This window comes from Terrimonas pollutisoli (assembly GCF_029360765.1).
Lineage (GTDB): Bacteria > Bacteroidota > Bacteroidia > Chitinophagales > Chitinophagaceae > Terrimonas_B > Terrimonas_B pollutisoli.
In genome coordinates this window covers 59400-81086 of sequence record NZ_JARKNA010000013.1, presented here as the reverse complement: position 1 = coordinate 81086, position 21687 = coordinate 59400, and the positions used below count along the sequence as shown (strand labels likewise).

Annotated in this window: 20 protein-coding genes; 9 read left to right on the top strand and 11 right to left on the bottom strand. The window is 40.1% G+C overall.

Annotated elements, in window-relative coordinates; all coding sequences use genetic code 11:
- Positions 1-59 precede the first annotated feature (59 nt).
- The 7 genes from P2W73_RS18520 to P2W73_RS18490 form a co-directional block, all read right to left on the bottom strand.
- A complete protein-coding gene (locus P2W73_RS18520; protein ID WP_276503581.1) occupies positions 60-1445 on the bottom strand; it encodes a hypothetical protein in 1386 nt (461 codons plus the stop codon).
- Positions 1446-1533: 88 nt separating this feature from the next.
- Positions 1534-3402, bottom strand: coding sequence for a hypothetical protein (locus P2W73_RS18515; protein WP_276503580.1), 1869 nt, complete (start codon positions 3400-3402; stop codon positions 1534-1536).
- Positions 3403-3429: 27 nt separating this feature from the next.
- Positions 3430-4413, bottom strand: coding sequence for a hypothetical protein (locus P2W73_RS18510; protein ID WP_276503579.1), 984 nt, complete (start codon positions 4411-4413; stop codon positions 3430-3432).
- A gap of 69 nt (positions 4414-4482) precedes the next feature.
- Complete coding sequence (locus P2W73_RS18505) at positions 4483-6642, bottom strand: tetratricopeptide repeat protein (RefSeq protein WP_276503578.1); 2160 nt, start codon at positions 6640-6642, stop codon at positions 4483-4485.
- Positions 6639-7130, bottom strand: coding sequence for a hypothetical protein (locus P2W73_RS18500; protein WP_276503577.1), 492 nt, complete (start codon positions 7128-7130; stop codon positions 6639-6641). The genes P2W73_RS18505 and P2W73_RS18500 overlap by 4 nt, the downstream gene beginning before the upstream one ends.
- A 9-nt stretch (positions 7131-7139) precedes the next feature.
- Positions 7140-7808 carry a hypothetical protein gene (locus P2W73_RS18495; protein WP_276503576.1) on the bottom strand — a complete coding sequence of 223 codons (669 nt, stop codon included), beginning with the start codon at positions 7806-7808 and terminating at the stop codon, positions 7140-7142.
- 80 nt (positions 7809-7888) lie between these two features.
- A complete protein-coding gene (locus P2W73_RS18490) occupies positions 7889-8860 on the bottom strand; it encodes a hypothetical protein (RefSeq protein WP_276503575.1) in 972 nt (323 codons plus the stop codon).
- 176 nt (positions 8861-9036) lie between these two features.
- Between P2W73_RS18490 and P2W73_RS18485 the strand changes: the two genes are divergently transcribed.
- Positions 9037-10989 carry a sensor histidine kinase gene (locus P2W73_RS18485; RefSeq protein ID WP_276503574.1) on the top strand — a complete coding sequence of 651 codons (1953 nt, stop codon included), beginning with the start codon at positions 9037-9039 and terminating at the stop codon, positions 10987-10989.
- Entirely contained in the window at positions 10989-11603 is a 615-nt protein-coding gene (locus tag P2W73_RS18480; protein WP_276503573.1) for a response regulator, read from the top strand. Before P2W73_RS18485 ends, P2W73_RS18480 begins: the two co-directional genes overlap by 1 nt.
- Positions 11604-11630: 27 nt before the next feature.
- On the opposite strand, the gene P2W73_RS18475 is transcribed toward P2W73_RS18480, so the two are convergent.
- From P2W73_RS18475 to P2W73_RS18465, 3 genes are all read right to left on the bottom strand, one after another.
- Complete coding sequence (locus P2W73_RS18475) at positions 11631-12245, bottom strand: MarR family winged helix-turn-helix transcriptional regulator (protein WP_276503572.1); 615 nt, start codon at positions 12243-12245, stop codon at positions 11631-11633.
- A gap of 298 nt (positions 12246-12543) precedes the next feature.
- Positions 12544-13125: a protoglobin domain-containing protein gene (locus tag P2W73_RS18470; protein WP_276503571.1), complete on the bottom strand. Its 582-nt coding sequence runs from the start codon at positions 13123-13125 to the stop codon at positions 12544-12546.
- Between the two features lie 203 nt (positions 13126-13328).
- On the bottom strand, positions 13329-14630 hold the full coding sequence (locus P2W73_RS18465; RefSeq protein WP_276503570.1) for an exo-beta-N-acetylmuramidase NamZ family protein: 1302 nt from the start codon (positions 14628-14630) through the stop codon (positions 13329-13331).
- 158 nt (positions 14631-14788) lie between these two features.
- Between P2W73_RS18465 and P2W73_RS18460 the strand changes: the two genes are divergently transcribed.
- From P2W73_RS18460 to P2W73_RS18430, 7 genes are all read left to right on the top strand, one after another.
- Entirely contained in the window at positions 14789-15244 is a 456-nt protein-coding gene (locus P2W73_RS18460; RefSeq protein ID WP_276503568.1) for an FKBP-type peptidyl-prolyl cis-trans isomerase, read from the top strand.
- Positions 15245-15408: 164 nt separating this feature from the next.
- Positions 15409-16656: a peptidase T gene (gene pepT, locus P2W73_RS18455; RefSeq protein WP_276503567.1), complete on the top strand. Its 1248-nt coding sequence runs from the start codon at positions 15409-15411 to the stop codon at positions 16654-16656.
- A gap of 108 nt (positions 16657-16764) precedes the next feature.
- Positions 16765-17907, top strand: a complete 1143-nt coding sequence (locus P2W73_RS18450; protein ID WP_276503566.1) for an OmpA family protein — start codon at positions 16765-16767, stop codon at positions 17905-17907.
- Between the two features lie 51 nt (positions 17908-17958).
- Entirely contained in the window at positions 17959-18900 is a 942-nt protein-coding gene (locus tag P2W73_RS18445; RefSeq protein ID WP_276503565.1) for an SPFH domain-containing protein, read from the top strand.
- A gap of 259 nt (positions 18901-19159) precedes the next feature.
- The gene (locus P2W73_RS18440; protein ID WP_276503564.1) at positions 19160-19855 is read left to right on the top strand and encodes a MotA/TolQ/ExbB proton channel family protein; all 696 of its coding nucleotides are present in this window, start codon (positions 19160-19162) and stop codon (positions 19853-19855) included.
- 14 nt (positions 19856-19869) lie between these two features.
- A complete protein-coding gene (locus P2W73_RS18435) occupies positions 19870-20268 on the top strand; it encodes an ExbD/TolR family protein (protein WP_276503563.1) in 399 nt (132 codons plus the stop codon).
- Between the two features lie 83 nt (positions 20269-20351).
- On the top strand, positions 20352-20762 hold the full coding sequence (locus P2W73_RS18430) for a hypothetical protein (RefSeq protein ID WP_276503562.1): 411 nt from the start codon (positions 20352-20354) through the stop codon (positions 20760-20762).
- On the opposite strand, the gene prmC is transcribed toward P2W73_RS18430, so the two are convergent.
- Positions 20755-21609, bottom strand: a complete 855-nt coding sequence (prmC, locus tag P2W73_RS18425) for a peptide chain release factor N(5)-glutamine methyltransferase (protein ID WP_276503561.1) — start codon at positions 21607-21609, stop codon at positions 20755-20757. The two genes, P2W73_RS18430 and prmC, sit on opposite strands and share 8 nt — an antisense overlap.
- Between the last annotated feature and the right edge of the window lie 78 nt (positions 21610-21687).

Sequence of the window (21687 nt, the reverse complement as noted above, 5' to 3'; positions counted from 1 at the left end):
TTTAGTTTGAATAATTAGTAAGTGTTTTAGGTAAGGCATTTCATCATTGCAAATGGCCACTATTTTTTCCCATACACGTCATAAATTCCGCTACCGGGAGATTTTGCATCGAGCAGCTTCAACAGCCTGGCGCCTTTGATACATGACCAATGTGCATGATAAGTTTTTGCTCCGCTTTCTATTTTTGAAAAATGTATCTGCCAGTTATTAGGAACAGAAAATTTTCCGGAAGATTTTACCTCCTGGTATTTCGTATTGCCTACCATGCCACTTACCACCAGTAACCTCCAGTTATACGAATTGCCTGCACCAAACACAAACTCCTGGCTTGATTGATGAACATTCATTCCTGCATAGTTGCCGGTGTAAACATTATAAAGTTGCTGCACACCGGTGAAGTCACTTGTCCAGGCGCCGGTAAAATCGGAGGCAGCTACAGCAAATTTGTTATAGTTAACCATTTTTTCCAGAGGCTTTAGCAGATCAGTTTCACTATCCCAGCGGATGATTTCAGGATCAAATTTGTATTGCTGTATAAAACTATTTTTATCAGGACTAATAAATTCAAGCCAGCCGGTTTCTCCCTGCCGGTACAGAACAATAAAAACATCTTTGCCAGTAGCATTATCAGTAGCAGTGCCCATGCCCAGGTAAGGCCTGTTATACGTACTTATATAAGTGGTCATATAATTTCTGAGATTGCTGTATCGTGGAGCTACTAAAATATTCCATGCTGCATTAGTAAGGGGTTCCGGATCGGCAGGAAATATGGTGCCTTCTTTTGGATAATGGATAAGAACTTTGCTATTATTCTTTACTACTTCCACCCAATCTTCCTGCACAGTACTTGTCCAGCCATCATCAAAATTGGTTGTAGTAAAAGCGAAACCATCTTTTTTTGCCGCAGATATTGCCTGTACAGTTTTTTCAGAAGCAGGTGATGGTTTGTTGGTTGTTTGAGTTTGTTTTTTTAAGCTAATTGATTCTATAAATGATGTCATATCTTTTTCATAGGCATCCGTATTGGTCAGTATTAACAGGTTTACCATTTTGTCATAATCAGACGCTGTCACTAATACGGCAATTCCTTTTTCCCCTTCCTTTTCAAATGGGGCATATCCGCTTTGCATTTCCCATCCGTTTTCGGTCGCAGCCGGCTGCATTTCGGGTGCCACAGAAACGGTTACCATTTCTTTTACTACAGTAGCCCATGCCAAATCAAAGTTTTCTTTGGCGTTTGTTGTGCCCGGCACTGCCTTATACAATGTTATCAGGCAGTAAACCCCTTTTATCGTGTCTTCTTTTGTAAACTGTAAGGCACTTTCAGAGACTTCTTTCTTCCATCCCTTGGGTGGAGTGAATGTCGTAATGCCGAAGGTTTCTTTTTGCGCAACGCATATTGCTGCGGATATACAAAAGGCACAAAGGGAAATTATTTTTTTCATAACTAGTTTTTCTGAATCAAAAATATTTCTGTTTTCAACAGTTTTATCTCCTGTAAAAGAGGGATTTTCTTTCCCTCTCTGTTACGAATCAATCCTTCGTTATTTTAACATTGCTGATATAAAATTTATCATTCTCTCCAGAATTACCGCTACAATCAAACGACAGGGCATTAAACAAGTGAGCTGCAGGTATTGCTTTTTCGTATTCCGCTATCTTATTTTTATCAATAAACACCTGGAGCTTTTCATCTATTTTTTTAATAGTAACAGTAATGAGGTTTGCTTTTTTATTATTGGAAAACCCATTGGCCTTATACCATTTGGTGCCGTTTGAATAACCTGGGGGAAAAGGAAATTTTGTTTCAAGTTCTGCCTCTCCATCACGGCCATCAAATCCAGGCCGTAGCTTAAGTTTTAGATAGGATTCTGCATTGCCGGGTGATGTTTCTTTTGATAGTTGCATTGTTAAACCTTTGGCACCCCATGTAAAATTTTGTGATGCCACCAGCTCATAACTCAGGGTGAAATTTTGAGGCAATGGAATTTGAATATTTTTGGGACGCACTTTTTCATTCCCGTGAATTTCAAGCCATTTATCATTGTTGCCGTCTAATTGTGTAACAGTTGCTTTTCTTCCTTTAACCAAAGAGCCATCCCAGTTGTTGGCAGGCTTACCAATGGAGCTCGTAGAAAAATCTTCAAAGAAAATAACGTTTTTATCAGCTCCTGCTTTTATTGTTTTGTCGGATGCTTTTTCTATTGTAATGGATTCTTTGTAGCCGGGCAAACGAAGTGGTTTGTAGGGTTCGATCACTTTATTAGTACCAAAAAAATATTGATACACATAGTCGAAATTGAAATTGTTAAGAATGGATTCATGCCTGTGAATGGAGTATTCGTGATTGGGCATTCCATTGTCCCACCTTATTACCAGCCATTGCGGTTGATCGGTCTTGCATAAGTCCAATGTTTTTTTATTTATTTTCAAAATGGGAAAGGTTGTGCTTTCTTCACCCTGCTCAAACATATCGCTGTGGTCCTCACTTGCATTTACAAAGTCATAAAAACCAATTTGCCCATAAGGAGATCTTAATTCCGCTACATCATTCCACCTGTTTTTATATTTTTCTTTTAAACGGGCAAGGTTTTTCTGTGCTTTGGCCATTAAGTCTGCTGACCTGTTTTCTGCTTTTTGCCAAAAGAGCAATTGTTTTTCTGCCTGTGAAAAAAACTCGCCAATGGTTATTTCTTCAAATGGCAATTTGTTGTCCTTTGTCATCACTACCACATACTGTGCATCGTCGCCAATAATTTTTGGCGGAATATAAAAATGAGGATAGGCTTGTAAGTTTTTGTGGGAGTCGAAACCTGATAACTGGCTGGCTGCTTTATCGTCTGCAAAATCTCTCTTTGCATCTTTGTGATAATGCGGCATTGTAAAATAATACTGCTCCGGTGTAGAAATAAAAGAGACAGGTACGCTGATATATTGCAGTTGATTGGCTTCAATGTGCCAGTAATCGGCATAGTTGTTTTGGGGAACAAATTTTCCATTGGCATCTTTTTTTAAAAACATATACACTTTAGCGAAGGCGCCATACAAGTGTGGCAGTGCATCTAAATGTGTGTTAATGATGTTTCCATAGCTGCTGTTGGTACTGCTGTGTTTGGGCATGGCATTTTGATAGTAGCCAGCATCGCCAAGGCATCCTTTGGGCGTATAGGATTGCTGCATCCAGGTAACGAACTGCTGGCTATAGCCAATTTGTTTGGCGCTATAACTCCGGTGACCAAGCTGTTTTGCCATTGGTCCCTTTGTATATGTCGCTATTTTCATCCAGCTAATGTCCAAATGGGCAATGCTTTCAAGTTTGAAGCCAATCCGATCAACGTATATTGGCTGTGCCTGTGCACAGGTAGCAATGGCTACACTTATAAGAAGAATTAGTTTTTTCATTTTATAATAATTAATTCATTCCGGATCTTATTTACCCAACATATTTTTCAGTGCCGCAAAATCAACAGCTTTTTTTATTGCTGCAATATTCTCTTCAAAGACAGGATCGCCGTGTGCTATTTTATATACAACGGAAAAAAACTGCGGAGATGACTTCGGCAATTTTTTTCGATAGTATGCAGGATTAGGTTTTACAGCAATAAAGGAACCGCGGGTGCCTTCTTCTACAAAACCTGTAAACCGTTGTTCATCGTTCCATGGACAAATAGCAGGCTTTATTAATTCGGCTTCCGGTTTCTTTAGTTCTTCATTAATGTTGCTCATGCATTTATTATTAAAGTCATGTGCACCTTCATCTTTTATAGTTTGTTCCAGTCTTTTTTTCTGTATCAATAAATATTCTTTACGGCTTACGTACAAAAAAGGTAGTGTGTCATTATAGGTGATCAGCCATCGGTATTCTTTTATTTTATTTTCCAGGTGACTATCACCCACCACTTCTTCACCCATAAAATAATAGCCCTCTTTTCTTTCCGGGCGTTGTTTCAGCTTTAAATAACCCCTGGAATCATCCGCAGGAATAGTCGCCGCATACAGATTATTTAATGAAAAAATTACATTGGCTGTTATAGTAACTGTTGTTGGAGTAGAAACATCAACGTAATATTTTGATTTATCTGTACTCTGTTGGTCGCATATATATCTTAGAACATACATTGAATAATGATAGGGATCTGCAACCCAGTTTTGGCCCGCATTCAAATACTTTCCATACACAGTGCTGTAAGAGATCTGGCATCCGGTTGGTTTAAAATTTGCAGAAACCATTTTGTGAATGGCACCTACTGCTGCTTTTTCTTTTGCTAAATCGGCAGCACTCACATTCGCAATAGAACCTTTTGGTCCTGCTTTCCATGTGCCGGGTTTTTGCTTCAGCAATTCTTTGGTGCAATCCTGCGAAAAAGTTTGTAAGGAAATAAATATTGCTGCAATTATAAGAGAGTATTTCATTTTTTATAGTTTAGATTTTCCGTCCTGAAAATTTGCCCAAGGCACTTATACTGTATTGAAAAATAGCTTTTACCATTCTGCCATTTTAATGTCCTTCAATACACCGGTTCCCGACACAGATCCCTTTCCGGTAATGATGCTGATGCGGCCTTCGACACCAGCTTCCACAGTTGTTGGGAAAGCATCTTTCCCCGCTATACCAATTCCGGGTGAGCCTGACTTTTCGTCCTCATCGAATATGCCCGTACCTGCCCCCACCTTAGCTTCACCAATGAGTGTCACATCCTCCAGGCCTCCACGTCCAAATTCAAGTTCAACCCCGGCACCAACTTTTGCTTCCACTTTTAATGGGCCTGCCTTCAAATCCTTCCCTGCTTCGGCACTTATTTTGAAAGTGCTGCTGATATAGGTATCGCCTTCTGCCCGTTCAAAATCATCTTTTCTAACATAGTTTAGAAACATAAAATCAAACTCACTGGTCATGCGGCTGCAGTTGTTCGTAAACTTAATTATTTTTAAATCCATGGTAGAGTTATACTGGCAGGCCACGTCATCAAATTTTTGTAATGTGCCCGGTTTTTTTGTTTTCGGTACTGATGTGCACCAACTGCTTTTATCTTTAAAAAATACCCGCTGGTCTTTTATTTGTGTGAGCCAGGCAATTTGTGCATTCACTTTGGCCAGTTCAAACTGTTCGGGCCACATTGTGTATTGGTAATAATACAATAGATCGCTGGTTCTGCGGCGTACATAATTAAAATAGCTTCTGTAGGTGCTTTGTAATTCTCCATTGGCCGCTAATAAAAATTCAGTACGGATAGCATTTTCATCTTTACATATTGCTTCAAAGGGGTTGGGTTTGCCTTCACCAACCTGGTCTTCATATTTTTTATCCAATAATAGTTGCTTTTCATTGAGTATCTTTTCATATCCGCCAACAGCAAGCAATGCTTTTGTCACCGCTCCTAATTCTTTTGCAAATACAAACGACACATTTCCATTTACATCATTTACACCAGGGCCCAATTTCTTTATGGCTTTAGCTGCGTAAACAGGCATCATTTGTACATATTGGCCTTTTGGACCTGCCTGAAGAATATGCTGTGTACGTAAAGTGGATTGGGTTAAATATTCCTGCTCTAATCTTGTTTGCTTTATTTTCAGTTCATTAATTTTCTGCTGGCATTCATTTTTAAAATCTTTCCATTCTTTTTCCAACAATTTATTTTGTTCAACATCCAAAGGATATTCAGGCCAATTGAATTTTCCTAAACCCAATGCGTCTTGCGGCATTGGAAGGTCCCAGTCAATGTCATCAGGTTTCAAGGTATACCCTAGTTTTTTCAACTTGTTTTCTTTTTCCGTACTGTATGCTTTGCGGATACTTTTTTTAGCAGCTTCAATTGCTTTTGGGATATTGCCTTTACTTTCTTCAATAAATGATTTTGTATAATTAGCCTGCGGATGGTAAGCGTATATCCGAATTGCGCTGTCTAAATATTTTTCAGCCTTATTTATTTCTCCCAGGCCGAACCATGCCTGCCCCAGGTTGTTGAGCAGCGTACTGTTTTTCGGAAATTTTACATTGAGGTTATTAAGAATAGGAATGGCCAGGTTCTGAACGTCGAGCATGGAAAGCATGGAAGCATAATTGCTGAGGTTATCAGTATTAACCGCATCGTTAATACAAATTTTACCCAAAGTGTAGAATGCTAATTCGGGTTTGCCGGCTATCCATAAACCTGTGGCCATATTACCTGCTTCTGTGCTATTCTTGCTAATTGATTTGATGTAGCTGTAAATTTTGTCGCCCATTTTTTTTAATTCCGGTTTTACCAGGGCTTCCGCTTTGCTTTGTATAGAAGCGATATAGGCTCCCATGCGGCTGGCATTTACTCCTTTGGGTATGGCTGCAATTCTTGCTGCATCCCGCATAGGAACGATCCTGTTCTCATCTTCAAAAGCTTTTTGGAGTTGTGCATCGGTGATGCCCGACATACTTTTTTGAATGCTTTTTGTGTCAGGCTTTTTAATACCCATACTATCCATCATCTTTTTATCTTCCGGGCTCATTTCGTCCATTGCAGCCTGCATTTCTTTCATCATGTCCGCCATTTCTTTTTGAGTAGGGGTTTTATCCTGCCTTGCAGCCGGCTTTTGTTTGGGCTGTGCAAAAGTTATACATGCCAATATGAGTAAGAAGAAAGTAAACAGTAGTTGTTTTTTCATTGTTGATTTATTAAGTGAAGGTTTTTGGAGAAACTTTCTACCGGTCCTTTAAATATTTTATCGCTGAACATAAATACTGCGCAGACCGATGTTTGGTTCTTTCTGAAGGAAGACAGCATCACCACGCATTTCTTTTTGTTTTGATAAAAATTACCAATGGCAATCGTAGAAGCCCAGCCATCCCACATTTGCTGTGTGTAAACCCTGCTTGGTTTTTTATCTGCTTTACTTAATCGCTTTACCACCTGTTCATTCCACTGGGTGGTTACATCTTGCATTACATCTTTTTTGGCGGGCCGGCTTTTGTACAGGATAATCGTACAAAAGCTGCCATCTTTATTCGTCATATTAAAATGTACTTCTGATGATAATACGCTTTTGGCAAAAAATTCAGGCGGCTGATAAGTGAATACATCAAAGCTGTCGGTTTGCGCAAAAACATTTATTGTCGCAAACATGGCAAGCGGTATTAAAAAAAGCTTTTTCACTTTACTATTTTAATATTCTTTTGAGATAACAGCAGTAAGAGGCGAAAAAGATTCATCTGCAAAACATTTCATATACCGGAAATCATTATTCAGAAAACCATATGCATTACTGAATACGATTGTTTTTCTACCAAGTGATGGATGCTGGTTTCCATTTTGGTCCTTGAATTCCAGGGTCAAACTAACGGATTCTATTTTCCATGCATCAAAGATTATATTAGGGCTATATTGTATCCTTAACACCAATCCCGATTTCTGGAATGTTTCCAATGAGATCGGTTGTGCCTCCAGCCCCAGGCCAAACTCTGTTTCTGAGTTTATTCTCATTTCATTGCCCAGGTTTTGCTGAACATAGGTTCTCCATTCTGCTGGTGCGCTTTTGGCCGCCAATGCTACCCAAACAGCAGATGGAAATTCCTTATTATCACTTCCTGTTCTGATACTTACTCTTGCTGACGATAGGATATATACCGGCGTACTTGTATTGGCGGTACCGGAGGTTTTATTAGTTGTTGCGGGAGGTGGTGGTGGCGGAACTGCCTTGGGTTCAGTTGACACAGGCTCAACAATCTTTGACGGAGCTTGTAGCCTGTTCTTCTCAACCTTAGTTCTTATTTGTGCTTGTGCTGCCGTAATTGTAAAGACTATCAATGTCGAAAGAAGTAATAATTTTTTCATGGTGATGTGTTAAAAGAGTATTAATGATGATGTAAAGATGACCATCCAAACAATGCTTGTCCATCCTGTAAAAACAGGAATTATTTCGTTTCACAAACAGTCCACCGGATATTGCTTGCTTCTGCATTGCCCCAGCTTCCGCTGATAACTGCATTAAAAACCGTTGATCCGGCTGAAATCTTACTGGAACTGACCTGATTTTTTTCTACGATATAACTACTATGAACGGTTTTTTGAAGTTGCTTGGAATTGGCGAAAAGGATGGGTGAAAAAACCATCATATATTCCCGAGACGAATATTCACTAACCGATGCACTCGCCATACTTGCACCAAGCACTGCAAATGCTGTGGCTTGCAGTTTTACATCATAATCAAATGTGACTGCCAGCCGGCGATTATCCAGCGGTATTGCACCGGGAATAGCGATATTGTTTTTTAAACCGCTGCTGATTTCGCTAAAGGATGCAACTGCGCCCCAGGCGTTTGCTCTTACAAAACAATTTCCATAGCTGCCGCCACCACCACTGACTAAATAAGAGTTGCCACTTACTTCGCCGGATGCTTTGGCACATACATCATTAATGCAAATATCCGCACGGGGGTCGGGTGCAGGCGGCGGCGGGCTGGGCTCTGGATTTGTACTGGTAATTATAGTAAATCCCAGGTAAGGATCAAAATGTATAAGCTCCGCCATACCTGGAGAAAATATAGACCTGATCTTGATTTGATAATCTTTTTCATCTACATCGGCCTTCTCCCATATCTTATCAAAAAACTCCTGGTATCCTGACAGTATTTTTTGGGTAAGGCCAGCTCTCCCTTCTGTATTTTTTACTTTTCTCAACAGGTCAACTTCTTTCTTGTACTGTTCGTAAGTGCCTGTTTGGTCTTCATCCAAAAGTTTGTCAATCGTTTCTTTAACAGGTTTTACTATTTCATTTAGTTTACTGATCTGCTCTTTTGTTACCTGATTGAGATCGGTTTTATCCTGTGCTGATACTTGTAAAACGTAACCTGCCAGGAAAAGAAGAAAAAGAATTAGCTGTTTCATGTAAACGGTTTTGATGATTTAGAATCTACACAAACAAACGACAACCATCAAAAACTATCAATCCTGTAAAAACGGGATATTTTCGGAAAGTCAAAAAATCATGGAAAAAGAGGAGGCATAACTACAATGCTTAATAGTTTATTTGTAATATGGCGGGCAAAAAGGTACATTACTTTATGAGAAGGATAATACAAGTTTATATTTTGTTTTTATTGCCCGCAGGCTTTTTGCAGGCCCAGCAACACCTGGTTGATAGTATCAGGAATGAATTAAAGCAACAGATGCCTGACAGCAACAGGGCCATGAGCATGATGCGTTTAGCCATAGACTATGAAGCGGTTGACACCGCCAAAGCATACCAGGCATACCGCGACGCCATAAAATTTGCAAGTGAAAAGAAATTGTACTACCAGTTGGGCCGTGCCTATCAAAATCAATCTGTCTTATTCAGTACTGCAGCCAACTACGAGCAGGCAACCGTTAGCCTGGATCATGCTATTGCGAATTATGAAAAATCAGATCATCCAAAATCAAAATTGTGGGAAGCGAATGCCTTTAATGACAAGGCCGGCATATTAAAGGCTCAAAACGAATTTAAACAGGCTGTAGAATATTATTTAAAAAGTATTTCCCTGATGGAAGAACTTAAGGAGTCAAATGGCCTGATTAATAAGTATGCCAATCTATCTACACTTTTTGGCGACATGGGAGAAAATCTTAAACAAATTGAATATGCTCATAAAGCAGTATCGGCAGCAAAAGAACAGGGTGTGAGGCAAAATCTTTTTATGGCTTATTTTATTTTAGCCAATGCATACAGTGTGAAAGAAGAGAATCCCTCAGCCAAAAAATTCCTTGACAGCTCTACAATATATTTTAATGAAGCGGAGAATGCAGATAATATTGACATTCTGCTTTCCTACTACCTGGTTGCTGCACAGGTTTTCAAAAAATTAAATCAGCCGGATTCAGCATTTTATTTTTTCAGGAAGAGTTATGATGTCTCAAAAAGTTACAATTATAGTTATGGCAAGGCGGAGGCACAATTGCAAATGGGAGCAATCGCTATTATCCAGAAAAAATACAGTGAAGCTGAAAAATATTTATTGGCGGGCATAGAAGAAGCCAAAGCGGTTAACTATTATGGAATGCTTGATGAAGGTTACAAATACCTGTCGGATGTGTATGCGGTTACCGGCCGGTATAAAAAAGCTTATGAATATTTTCAGAAATATAAAGAAGTTAATGATTCTGTGCTCAGTATGGAGTCGAGGAAATATGGGAAAGAACTGGAACAGAAATATGAGTCAGCCAAAAAGGATAAACAAATAGTATTGCAAAAGTCACAATTGCAGGAGCGAAGAATATTGAATTATGTGTTCATTGGCTCCGCCGTTATTTTGCTCCTCATTTCTTTACTCTCTTATCGCAACTACAAACAAAAGCAAAAGATCCAGCAACAACGCATTAATGAATTGGAAAAAGAAAAACAATTATCAGCAACAGAAGCTGTATTAAAAGGAGAGGAGCAGGAACGAACCCGCCTGGCAAAAGACCTTCATGATGGACTGGGAGGTATGTTGTCGGGCATTAAATATTCATTTCAGACTATGAAAGGAAACCTTATCATGACGCCTGATAATCATCAGGCTTTTGAACGCAGCATGGATATGCTGGACAGTTCCATCAAGGAAATGCGGCGTGTGGCACACAATATGATGCCGGAAGCGCTGGTTAAATTTGGACTGGATACAGCATTAAAGGATTTTTGTAATGATATCAATCAATCAGGTGCATTAAGGGTAACTTACCAGTCGATTGGAATGGAAAATGCGGTTATTGAACAAACAACGGCGATCACCATTTACCGGATAGTGCAGGAGCTGATCAATAATACAATGAAGCATGCATCTGCAAAAACAGCTATAGTACAGGTGACTAAAACCGATGGAAACATTTCTATAACCGTTGAAGACGATGGAAAAGGATTTGACCCGGTAATTTTAAAGGGTGGTAGAGGAATTGGATGGAGCAACATTCAAAGCCGTATCGAATATCTGAAAGGAAAATTGGATGTGCAATCGGAACCGGGCAAAGGAACTTCTGTATTAATTGAATTAAAAGCATAATGGCTGCCAGTGTATTTATAGTTGATGATCACTATATGGTGATAGAAGGCATCCGTTCATTGTTACAGAATGAAAAAGGTATCGAATGGACTGGTCATGCCATGAATGCCGCTTCCTGCATGGCTTTTCTAAAACAGCAACAGCCCGATGTTATTCTGATGGATATTAATCTGCCGGATAAAAGCGGTATTGATCTGTGCAAAGAAGTGAAAGAGAAATATCCTTCAGTTTTTATCATCGGGCTTAGCACTTTTAATCAGCAAAGTTTTATTCAGAAAATGATGGACAATGGCGCTTCCGGTTATGTTTTAAAAAATGCTACACAGGAAGAAATAACGGAGGCCATTGGTACTGTTATAAAAGGTAAAACTTATTTAAGTGAAGAAGCTTCCCATACTTTGCGAAAAGAAGATGCAGCGACCATTGTTTTAACCCGTCGGGAAAAAGAAGTATTAGGGCTCATTGCCGAAGGAATGACGAATATTGAGATCGCTCAAAAATTATTTATCAGCGTCACTACTGTAGATACGCACCGAAAAAATCTATTAGCAAAACTGGAAGCAAAGAATACCGCCTCATTGGTTAGGATTGCTACACAGATGCAATTGATTTGACTGGCCAAAGAGTTGCCAACCTTTTTATCAGCCTGCATATTCATGTTCAGGGCAATCAATCCTCAACTCACTTTTTTGAAGCGGCATTTGCAATAGTTTACAGTAGTGTTGGTCTTTCCTTTTGCCAGCGCTATAATGGCGACAGGTAAAGCACATCCGCTGCAACGCAATTATTTTTTCCTGGTGCAGGTTATAAATCAGGTGCAAAAGACCGGATAGAAGGTTTTCTTTTTCTTCATTGGTAAATTCCTGTAATGGGTGGCGGAGGGGATTGGCGAATAAAGAAATTTTTTCGGTGATTTTTTTTCCCTTGCTGTTCAACTGGAAAATATAGCTGCGATTGTCATTTGATTCGGTTTTTCTCTCCAGCAAACCTTTTTTCTCTAATACTTTGATGGCATCACTGATGGTAGCTTTGGTCATATTGAATTCCTGTGCCAGGTAACCTACTTTGCATTGTTGGGAAGGGTGGGTCATTATAAAAATAAGTAACTGTACCTGGATAGGGCTGAGTCCATATTGTTTCGTTTCATTCCATAGCAATACCCGGAAGGCTTCGGCGATGCGTTCCAATGCTACAATAATTTTACTTTCTACTTCACTGGTTTGTATTCTTCTGTCAAAAACATTTTTTTGTTTCATTTAATGATCAATCTGATAAAATAAAAATAAGAAAGACGAAGTAATTAGACGTTCCGTCAGGTATTGCTAATTCTATTTTATATCGCTTCAAAATTTATAAACCCTGGAATGACCTAAACGCTACTCGGTTTGTTTTAGACAAACCTTTGCGGAAATTAATTAAATCAATTCAGCCTTATTACCTTATTGTACAAAAATTGGAAGCTAAAAGTTGTTCATGCCATAAGGCGTTAGTCAAATAAGGCAATAAGGTTGAGTGGGTCATTGATCATTTTTCTGCTGAGGTTTGGTCGGTATTTTAAAATTCGCCCTGGCGTATATAAGGATGACACCACAATGTCACAGTCAGCACTACTGCTTTAAACCATGCTGCATGCATCTTTTCTACTTCGTCTGGGCCATGACCCTTGTTGGCGAGAAATGATTTAATAGTAGCTGTGATGGGAAATATAAACGCTACCAGGTATCTGAAATGAATAATAGGAGCGGTATCTACATTATCGGTTTTATTTTTTTTAAGTGAATGATGTCGTAACCCTATTTCGTGCTGGTAATCCAGCCACCCCTGGTCGTATTTGCGGTTGCAGAGATCCATGATCCACTGGCCAAAACGGTGACGGACCGCGTCCAGGTAATCAGTGTTGGGTTGTCCATTTTTACTGAAATACTGGAGCAGGTGAGGATGGCCACCTACAAACCCATACCAGAGATCCAGCACGGCATCTGTCTGGTCTTTTAAAACATTACCTGCCATGCGCAGGTATTTTTCATCTTCTTCCGTAAATAAAACAGTTTGCTTCAGCAGGTCCAGGTCCTGCAATGTAACAGGTGATGATGTTACGGCTCCATACGTGTAGCCTTTGATAGCAGTGGTTTCCATACTATAACTATTTAAGGTGAGACAATAGAATAAATATAGTTAGGATTCCTTACTATTAAAAAAAAATTTATAAACATCGTTTGGAAATCCAGGAAAATCTGGAATCAATATTTTCACCCCGGGAAGCTAAGACACAAGGTTAATCAATCGGAATATTTTACGTCGCTATGTCGTTGTATAGATATTTGTCGGAGCTGTGAAAATCATTCAAAGTCAGGATAAAGAAGATACTTTTTGCGGATAGTTTTAAATTGAGTAAGTGCAGGCTCCCAGCTTTTCCTGATTTCGTCTTCCGTTTTGCCATCTCTTAATTGCTGCCACAGCTCGTTATTTCCCGCTAGTTTATTGAAGAATGATTCTTCCATATTGCCGGACCCGGGCAAAATGAAAAAGCTATCTTTTTTAGGAAATAATCGATAGGCTTCCATCAGCCATTTTAATTGAACTTTATTATCCACCTTAGCCAAAACCTGTTCGGGTGAGCCACTGAGATCCCAGCCATAACAAACCTGTCCATAGAGCTTCGAACTTTTAGCTCCCTCGTTAGGATTGGGTGTAAATGAATACAAATTTTTCGGTAGCGATGGATGACCAAAAACCTGGAATTGCTTATTAGTGCCTCTGCCTTCACTCAACACCGTGCCTTCAAAAAAACAGGTGGAAGGGTAGAGATAAACAGATTGGATATTTGGCAGATTGGGAGATGGTTTTACAGGTAATACATATTTGCTTTTGTGATTGTAGTTGGCGTTTTTTATAATTTGAAAATGAAACGGCGTATCTACTGAATTTTGTGCATAGTTTTTATAATAATCATAGCGGCTATTGGCTTTTTCACTCAACCATTTTTCTCCGGCAATCATCATGGCATATTCTGCTATGGTCATACCATACACAACAGGAACGGACTGCATGCCTATAAAAGATTTATATTTTTTATCCAGTACCGGGCCGTCAACATAATGTCCATTGGGGTTGGGCCGGTCCAGTATCATCAACGGTTTACCCATTTCAAAAGCTGCTTCCATGAACTCTTCGAGTGAAGATATATAAGTGTAAAAGCGAACCCCCACATCCTGTATATCGAAGATCAGTATATCCACATCTTTTACATCTTCAACAGCGGGTCTTCTTTTTGATCCGTATAAGGATACTACCGGGATGCCTGTTTTTTGGTCAACATAGTTGCCAACTTTTTCCCCCGCATCAGCCGTGCCCCGAAATCCATGCTCCGGGCCAAAAATTACTTTGATATCAATACCCAGTTTCTTTAATGTATCTACGAGATGAGTGTTGCCAACGGTAGATGTTTGATTGGCGAAGATGCCAACCTTTCTTCCTTTTATGAGCGGCAGGTATACATTGATACGTTCAGCTCCCGGAATGATACGTTGAGCATTGGTGGCCGGAGTTAATTTATTATCCGATCCGGTTTGTCCAGGTTTTTGGGCATGGCAGGATGAAATGACTAATGCAAACAACAGGACAGGAAAAACATTTTTCATACACCAGGTTTGATTCGTTCAATGGGCGTCAATATACTCAAGATTGCCTATACAGAACGCCTGAAATATTTAAACGGTTGCATGTGGCAAAATGGCTATCTTGCAGCCCTCTTTATCAGGGATAATGAGACAATTAATTTTAAATTAAATAGCAAACAATGCAAAAAGTTAAAAGTGGTGATAAGGTGAAAGTACACTATCATGGTCGGTTGACAAGTGGTGAGACCTTTGATAAATCGGAAGGTCGTGCGCCTTTGGAATTTGAAGTGGGAAGTGGTATGGTGATAAAAGGATTTGATGATGGTGTAACAGGTATGATAGTTGGCGAAAAAAAGACGATCAATATACCTTTTTTGGAAGCCTATGGACCAAAAGATCCCGGTATGATTATAGAAATGCCGAAAGAACGCTTCCCAAAAGATATGGAGATAGAAGAAGGAATGGCACTGGCTATGAGCGATGGCCAGGGCAATCAACACCAGGTGATCGTGACAGAGATAAAAGAAGAAGTGGTGCTGTTGGATGCAAATCATCCCCTCGCAGGACAAGACCTGATCTTCGATCTTGAATTAGTAGAGATCGTTGGGGGCAGTCCGCTGATCATTATGCCGTAATTTAATTGGCAATTTGCAATAAGCAATTTAATAGTTCATAGTATTTACTATGGACTATTCTGTTTTTAAAGCTATTTGTTTGCCTGTTATTTATTGCTAATTGCCGATTGCCAATTGACTATTGCCCTTTTTTCATGTAATTTCGATGCCCCTAAAGAAAGAGTATGTTTGAAAGCTACCAATTTACCGCGGCAGAAAGGTTTTTGAGATATGTGCAGGTGGATACACAAAGTGATCCGCAATCAAGTTCTTTTCCAAGCACAGAAAGGCAAAGGAATCTAAGCAAAATCTTAGTGGACGAATTGAAGCAGATAGGCATTGCGGATGCTCATTTGGATGAGTGGGGTTATGTCTACGCAACCATTCCATCCAATACAGCTAAGAAGGTTCCCGTTATTTGTTTTTGTGCCCATGTTGATACGGCACCGGATTGCAGCGGCACTAATGTCAAGCCCCTTGTACATAAAAACTATAGGGGAGAAGATATTGTATTGCCCGATGATCAATCACAGGTACTCCGTTTGTCGGAATATCCTTACCTGCAAACCCAGATTGGCAATGATATCATCACTGCATCGGGAAACACGTTATTAGGAAGCGATGATAAGGCTGGTGTCGCAGAAATCATGGACATGGCCAATTATCTCATGAAGAACGATAATGTCAAGCACGGTGAAATAAAAATTTTATTTACACCTGATGAGGAAGTTGGCAAAGGTGTCACTCATGTTGACTTAAAAAAGTTGGGAGCTGACTTTGGTTATACACTGGATGGTGGTGAAGCCGGTAGCCTTGAAGATGAAACTTTCAGTGCAGATGGTGTGCAGGTTATCATTCATGGAGTAATTGCCCATCCTGGTTACGCCAAAGGTAAAATGGTCAACGCCATGAAGATTGCCGGTAGGATTTTGGATGCGTTACCCAAGGACCGGCTCTCACCCGAGAGTACGGAGGGAAAAAGAGGATTTATTCATCCCGTGCGGGTAGAAGGAATTGCGGAAAAATGCAGCATCGAATTTATAATCCGTGATTTTGAAACACCTGGCTTAAAAAAGAAGGAAGATTTTCTACGAACTCTCGTAGAGGAAGCTGTAAGGGTTCATCCCAAAGCGAGCTTTGAATATATCGTAACAGAACAATACCGCAACATGAAGGAAGTGCTGGATGTAAACACCCATGTGGTTGACTACGCCAGGGAAGCAATAGCAAGAGCTGGTTTGCAGGTAAAAATGGAAAGCATCCGCGGTGGCACGGACGGAAGCCGCTTGTCGTTTATGGGATTGCCCTGTCCTAATCTATTCGCAGGTGAGCAGGCTATTCATTCAAAACTAGAGTTCATTAGTGTACAGGATATGAACAAGGCAGTGGAAACAATGGTACACCTGGTGCAGATTTGGGAAGAAAAAAGTTAATCTTACATTAGTTAAATCTGCGCATGTGAAAATTGAAGAACTTTGCATTACGGGTCGCATTAGCCATGGCAAGTATTGATGATGCCACCCTGTGATACAAACGATACAATGAAACTTGATTTTGTTTCTTTACTGTCCCGGTATTGCTTCTTTTGTGCGCTGGCTATTTTTTGTTCCTTTTTTTCGTTTTCACAAAATCTTTTATTGAACGGAGGCTTTGAAGAAGAAAATATTTGCTCTGAGTATCATGTAAACTGTGCGCCGGAAGCATGGCTAGTCAATGATGACGTTTTTAATAATTACTTCAAAGATATAGACCGCGCCTACGAAGGTTCTCATTGTATGTCTATCGAAGCGGGTAATGCAAAGAAACCTTATAAACGTACATTTATCCGCAGTCAAATGTTATGTGGTTTAAGAAAAGGCAATAAATACAGGCTGGAATTCTATATCAAATCGTCCCACGCCATTCTTGACAGTATTGGCGTTTATTTTACTTCTTCTGATTTTTTACTGGACAGAAGGCCGCTGCAACAGGTGAAGCCTTCATTCTATCTTATTGAAGCTGTCAAACGTTTTAAAGCTGATAGCAGTTGGCAGCATGTGCTTTATGATTATACTGCCAATGGCGATGAAGCGTTCATTACAATTGGTAATTTTTCCAGGCGGGATATTACCGGTCAAACGGGTATTCCGATGGAGAACCGGTTTTTTGCATTTGTCGACCTTGTTTCACTACTACCATTAAACCAAAATGAAAAATTATGTGACGACTGGCTTTCTTCTATGGAAGCTATTTATGACCAGGATGAGCGACATGATTTTTTGCGAAGAAAAATACGAAGCGGGAAAGCAAGAAGTCCTATGCCTGTTGTGCTTGAGCCCAATAAAATTCTAACAGTTGATACACTGATCCTGCAGGAGGTTTTGTTTGCAACAGGTAAAGCTGAACTGGAAAGAGAAAGCTATGAACTGCTGGATAATTTTTGTTTAAACGCTGTTGGGAAAAAAGTAGATTCAGTCGTCGTGGAGGGTCATACTGATAACAGGGGCACGGAGGAATTAAATAACCGGCTTTCTTCCGCAAGGGTTCAGACAGTACTCAATTATTTTGCTTCACGAACTTTTGTAAAGCCCAACCGGGTTTTTGCCCGTGCATGGGGAGAATCAAGGCCGGTAGCTGACAATACTACTCCGGCCGGACGCCAACGCAACAGAAGGGTAGAGATATTTCTCTATCTCCGGGAGTAAATTTTAGTACTTCTCTTTACGCTATCTTTACGAATATTAAAATTTTAATAAATGGATATCGCAAACTTTCTTGCCACATATTGGTGGGTCATTCTTTTAGTAATTATTTTTTTCAGTGGATTGTATACGGTAAACCAGGGTACTATTGCCGTAGTAACGATGTTTGGAAAATACAGGAGGATCGCCGGGCCGGGACTCCGGTTTAAGATCCCCATCGTAGAACAGATCTATAAGAAACTATCTATTCAAAATCGTTCGGTGGAGTTGGAATTCCAGGCAGTCACACAGGATCAGGCGAATGTGTATTTTAAAGTGATGATGTTATTTGCGGTTCAAAATGCTAATGAAGAAACGATAAAAAAGGTAGCCTTTAAATTTATCAGTGATAGAGATCTGATGCAGGCTTTGATCAGGACGATTGAAGGAAATATTCGTTCGTTTGTGGCTACCAAAAAACAAGCGGAAGTATTAGGACTTCGTCGCGAAATTGTCGAGTATGTAAAAGTGGAGATCGATCACACGCTGGAGGACTGGGGTTATCATCTGCTGGATCTGCAGATCAATGATATTACATTTGATAAAGTGATCCTTGATTCTATGAGTAAAGTAGTTGCTTCAAACAATTTAAAAGCGGCTGCCGAAAATGAAGGCCAGGCTCTGTTAATCACAAAAACAAAAGCGGCTGAAGCTGAGGGAAATTCTATAAAAATTTCCGCCGAAGCAGAAAGAACCGCGGCTCAGTTGCGGGGACAGGGCGTAGCGTTGTTCCGCCAGGAAGTAGCAAAAGGCATGTCTGAAGCAGCCGAACAAATGAAGCAAGCCAATCTTGACACCAATGTCATTCTTTTCAGTATGTGGACCGAAGCGATTAAAAATTTTGCAGAATATGGAAAAGGAAATGTGATATTTCTTGATGGAAGTGCCGAGGGAATGGAAGCCACCATGAAGCAAATACAGGCATTGATGGTGAAACAGGCAGGAACAGCCCGGTGAGTTTAAGAAGTTTAACAGGTTTAAAAGGTTTAAGAGGTTGGTATCAACTTCTTAAACCTTTTAAACTTTTGGAACATTTTAAACTTCTCTCTTGTTAAAGAACTCCAAAACTTTAGGCTTGGGTACAACGTAGCATCTTTTTTTTCGTTCATTCGTGTTGAATGACAGAAAGCAATGATGTTATTCAGGGTTGTTGATAATATTTGAAATTGTATTTATTCATCCTTAGTTACTTTTACCCACTTAAAAGAGAATATCTATGTTTGACCTTTTACAGATCGTCGATACCCTAACCCAGGCCGTTCAGCAAACTGCTACAACTGCGGCAGGTAAAACAATCAGTTTTTTTGACCTGATTTATATGGGTGGCTGGATCATGATTCCGCTGGGGGTGATGCTGTTATTGACTGTGTATGTTTTTGCTGAGCGCTATATCGCCATCCGCAATGCTTCAAAGATCGACAACAATTTCATGAATATTATCCGTGATCATATTGTTAGCGGGAATATGACAGCAGCAAGAAGTTTTGCAAAAAATACCAACAACGCTGTTGCACGTATTATTGAAAAAGGCATTCAGCGGATTGGTAAACCAATTGACGCTATTGAAAGCAGCATGGATAATGTGGGTCAGCTGGAAATGTATAAGCTGGAGAAAAATATGGGTATGTTGACCGTGGTATCGAGAGCGGCTCCCATTTTTGGTTTCGTAGGTACGCTGATGGGATTGATGCAGTTGTTTTCGCAGATCAACCAGGCTGGAGGTGACATCAATTTGGCTGTTATTTCACAGGGTATCTATACAAAATTGATCACTTCTATCACAGGGTTGGTGATCGGGTTGATTGCCTTCCTTTGTTATAATTACCTGCATGCGCAGATCAGCAGAACCGCTAATAAGATGGAAGCTTCGGCTGCAGACTTTTTGGATGTGTTACAGGAACCTACCAAGTAATTAAACACGCAAAAATGAATCTTAGAAAGAGTTTAACGCAGGAATCGGAGGTATTTACAGACTCGCTGAATGACATCATCTTCATATTACTGATGTTCTTTTTGATCATTTCTACGATGGCAAATCCGAACGTCGTGAAAGTGAATAATCCCCGCGGAACAAAGGATACGAAAGCCAAACAGAATATTGTTGTTTCAATTGACAAGGATCAAAAATTTTATATAGGGCATAAAGAAGTACCGCCGGCATTGCTTGACAGCTTTATCAAAAGGGAAGTGGACCGGGTAAGATTGCAGGTGGATACGCCTTCTGTTGTTATCAATGCAGATACTATCTCTTATTACGGTGAAGTGTTCCGCCTGATGCAATCAGCTAAAAAAGCCGGGGCTAAGGTGGTAGCTAATGTGAGATAAAAGCTTTACGTATTCTTACGGGGGAAAGTCCTAATCTGTTTTATAGATCAATTTAGTATTTTGCCTTTCCAAAATCCGAAGGTGTGAAAAGCAAAATCCTGTATACTTGTTTGATCTTACTTACACTTGCCACAACTTCCTGTAAAAAAGAATCAGCAAGCCCCGCTATAGTTGGAAAATGGAAGAATACCGCCATTTTCAGTGATCCGGCTGCCGGAGGTTTTGGTTGGGAAACGGTGACCCGCTTCAACGAGATTGTGACATTTAATCCAAATGCTGAATTTAGTTTTTATACAGATGTTCCCGGTGGTGCCGGCACCTATTCATTTGATAATTCATCAGGAGAGCTGTTATTACAGTTTGAGGCAGACAATTATGGTAATATCAGCCGCAATGAACTTCGCCGGGTAGAAACAGTCAACAGCGATAAACTGGTCATTTCAGCCACATCTAATGGTGCTGTATTCAAAACTGAATACGTTCGCATCAATTAACAGAACACCTGATCATTCTTTCTTTGCCCTGCATGTCTTTTTTAATTGTGGGAGTGTAACCGTTGCTTTCGAACAGTTCCTTCGTCAGCTTTCCAATACTTTCATGAATTTCGGCATAGATAAAACCTTTTTTGTTTAAATGCGTTTTTCCAAAATCAGCCAGGGCCTTGTAAAAGACCAGGGCGTCGTTGTCGGGAACAAAAAGTGCCGTGCCCGGCTCAAAGTCGAGCACATTGCGATGCATAGTTAGTTTGTCTTTGACAGGGATATAAGGCGGATTGCTGACGATGATATCAAATTTGTAAAGTGTGTTCCTTTTTTCTTCATTCAAAAAGTCGAGCCGAAGAAAGTTTACATCGATGCCGAGCGTTGAAGCGTTTTTTTTAGCCACTTCTAAGGCCCCTTCACTGATATCGCAACTCCAAACCTGCGCTTTTGGTAGTCTTTTTTTTAAGGCGATAGGTATGCAACCGCTGCCAGTTCCTATATCGAGAATGGACAGGGCGTTGACAGGAAATTTGCAGTCCGAAATAATCCATTCCACTAACTCTTCGGTTTCGGGCCTCGGGATCAGCACATTTTTATCAACATACAATTTCAAACCGCAAAACCACGATTCATTCATCACATACTGGACCGGTTCATATTGTAAAAGCCGTTCGGCCCATTGCTTCAATTGTTGTTCCTGCTCAGCATTGAGCATTTTGTCTTTCTGAAAAATGCGGTCGCTGCATTTGATCCCGGTCAATGATTCAATTATCCATTCGCTGATAGTTTCAGCCTCTCCATTTTCATAGATGGATTGGAGTTTTGCTTTTAGATCACGGCTTGCTTCCTGGATAGTCATAACTTGTCCCGTTCTGCGGGAGCGGCAAACTTACAATTAAGCGGTGAATGAGCAGTGATAAGCAGGACGGGGAAACGG

What these genes read in the sequence shown, in the direction of transcription:
- P2W73_RS18520 (WP_276503581.1), bottom strand. Translation starts at nt 1,445, where the DNA reads ATGAAAAAAATAATTTCCCTTTGTGCCTTTTGTATATCCGCAGCAATA.
- P2W73_RS18515 (WP_276503580.1), bottom strand. Translation starts at nt 3,402, where the DNA reads ATGAAAAAACTAATTCTTCTTATAAGTGTAGCCATTGCTACCTGTGCA.
- P2W73_RS18510 (WP_276503579.1), bottom strand. Translation starts at nt 4,413, where the DNA reads ATGAAATACTCTCTTATAATTGCAGCAATATTTATTTCCTTACAAACT.
- P2W73_RS18505 (WP_276503578.1), bottom strand. Translation starts at nt 6,642, where the DNA reads ATGAAAAAACAACTACTGTTTACTTTCTTCTTACTCATATTGGCATGT.
- P2W73_RS18495 (WP_276503576.1), bottom strand. Translation starts at nt 7,808, where the DNA reads ATGAAAAAATTATTACTTCTTTCGACATTGATAGTCTTTACAATTACG.
- P2W73_RS18490 (WP_276503575.1), bottom strand. Translation starts at nt 8,860, where the DNA reads ATGAAACAGCTAATTCTTTTTCTTCTTTTCCTGGCAGGTTACGTTTTA.
- P2W73_RS18485 (WP_276503574.1), top strand. Translation starts at nt 9,037, where the DNA reads ATGAGAAGGATAATACAAGTTTATATTTTGTTTTTATTGCCCGCAGGC.
- P2W73_RS18480 (WP_276503573.1), top strand. Translation starts at nt 10,989, where the DNA reads ATGGCTGCCAGTGTATTTATAGTTGATGATCACTATATGGTGATAGAA.
- P2W73_RS18475 (WP_276503572.1), bottom strand. Translation starts at nt 12,245, where the DNA reads ATGAAACAAAAAAATGTTTTTGACAGAAGAATACAAACCAGTGAAGTA.
- P2W73_RS18470 (WP_276503571.1), bottom strand. Translation starts at nt 13,125, where the DNA reads ATGGAAACCACTGCTATCAAAGGCTACACGTATGGAGCCGTAACATCA.
- P2W73_RS18465 (WP_276503570.1), bottom strand. Translation starts at nt 14,630, where the DNA reads ATGAAAAATGTTTTTCCTGTCCTGTTGTTTGCATTAGTCATTTCATCC.
- P2W73_RS18460 (WP_276503568.1), top strand. Translation starts at nt 14,789, where the DNA reads ATGCAAAAAGTTAAAAGTGGTGATAAGGTGAAAGTACACTATCATGGT.
- pepT (WP_276503567.1), top strand. Translation starts at nt 15,409, where the DNA reads ATGTTTGAAAGCTACCAATTTACCGCGGCAGAAAGGTTTTTGAGATAT.
- P2W73_RS18450 (WP_276503566.1), top strand. Translation starts at nt 16,765, where the DNA reads ATGAAACTTGATTTTGTTTCTTTACTGTCCCGGTATTGCTTCTTTTGT.
- P2W73_RS18445 (WP_276503565.1), top strand. Translation starts at nt 17,959, where the DNA reads ATGGATATCGCAAACTTTCTTGCCACATATTGGTGGGTCATTCTTTTA.
- P2W73_RS18440 (WP_276503564.1), top strand. Translation starts at nt 19,160, where the DNA reads ATGTTTGACCTTTTACAGATCGTCGATACCCTAACCCAGGCCGTTCAG.
- P2W73_RS18435 (WP_276503563.1), top strand. Translation starts at nt 19,870, where the DNA reads ATGAATCTTAGAAAGAGTTTAACGCAGGAATCGGAGGTATTTACAGAC.
- prmC (WP_276503561.1), bottom strand. Translation starts at nt 21,609, where the DNA reads ATGACTATCCAGGAAGCAAGCCGTGATCTAAAAGCAAAACTCCAATCC.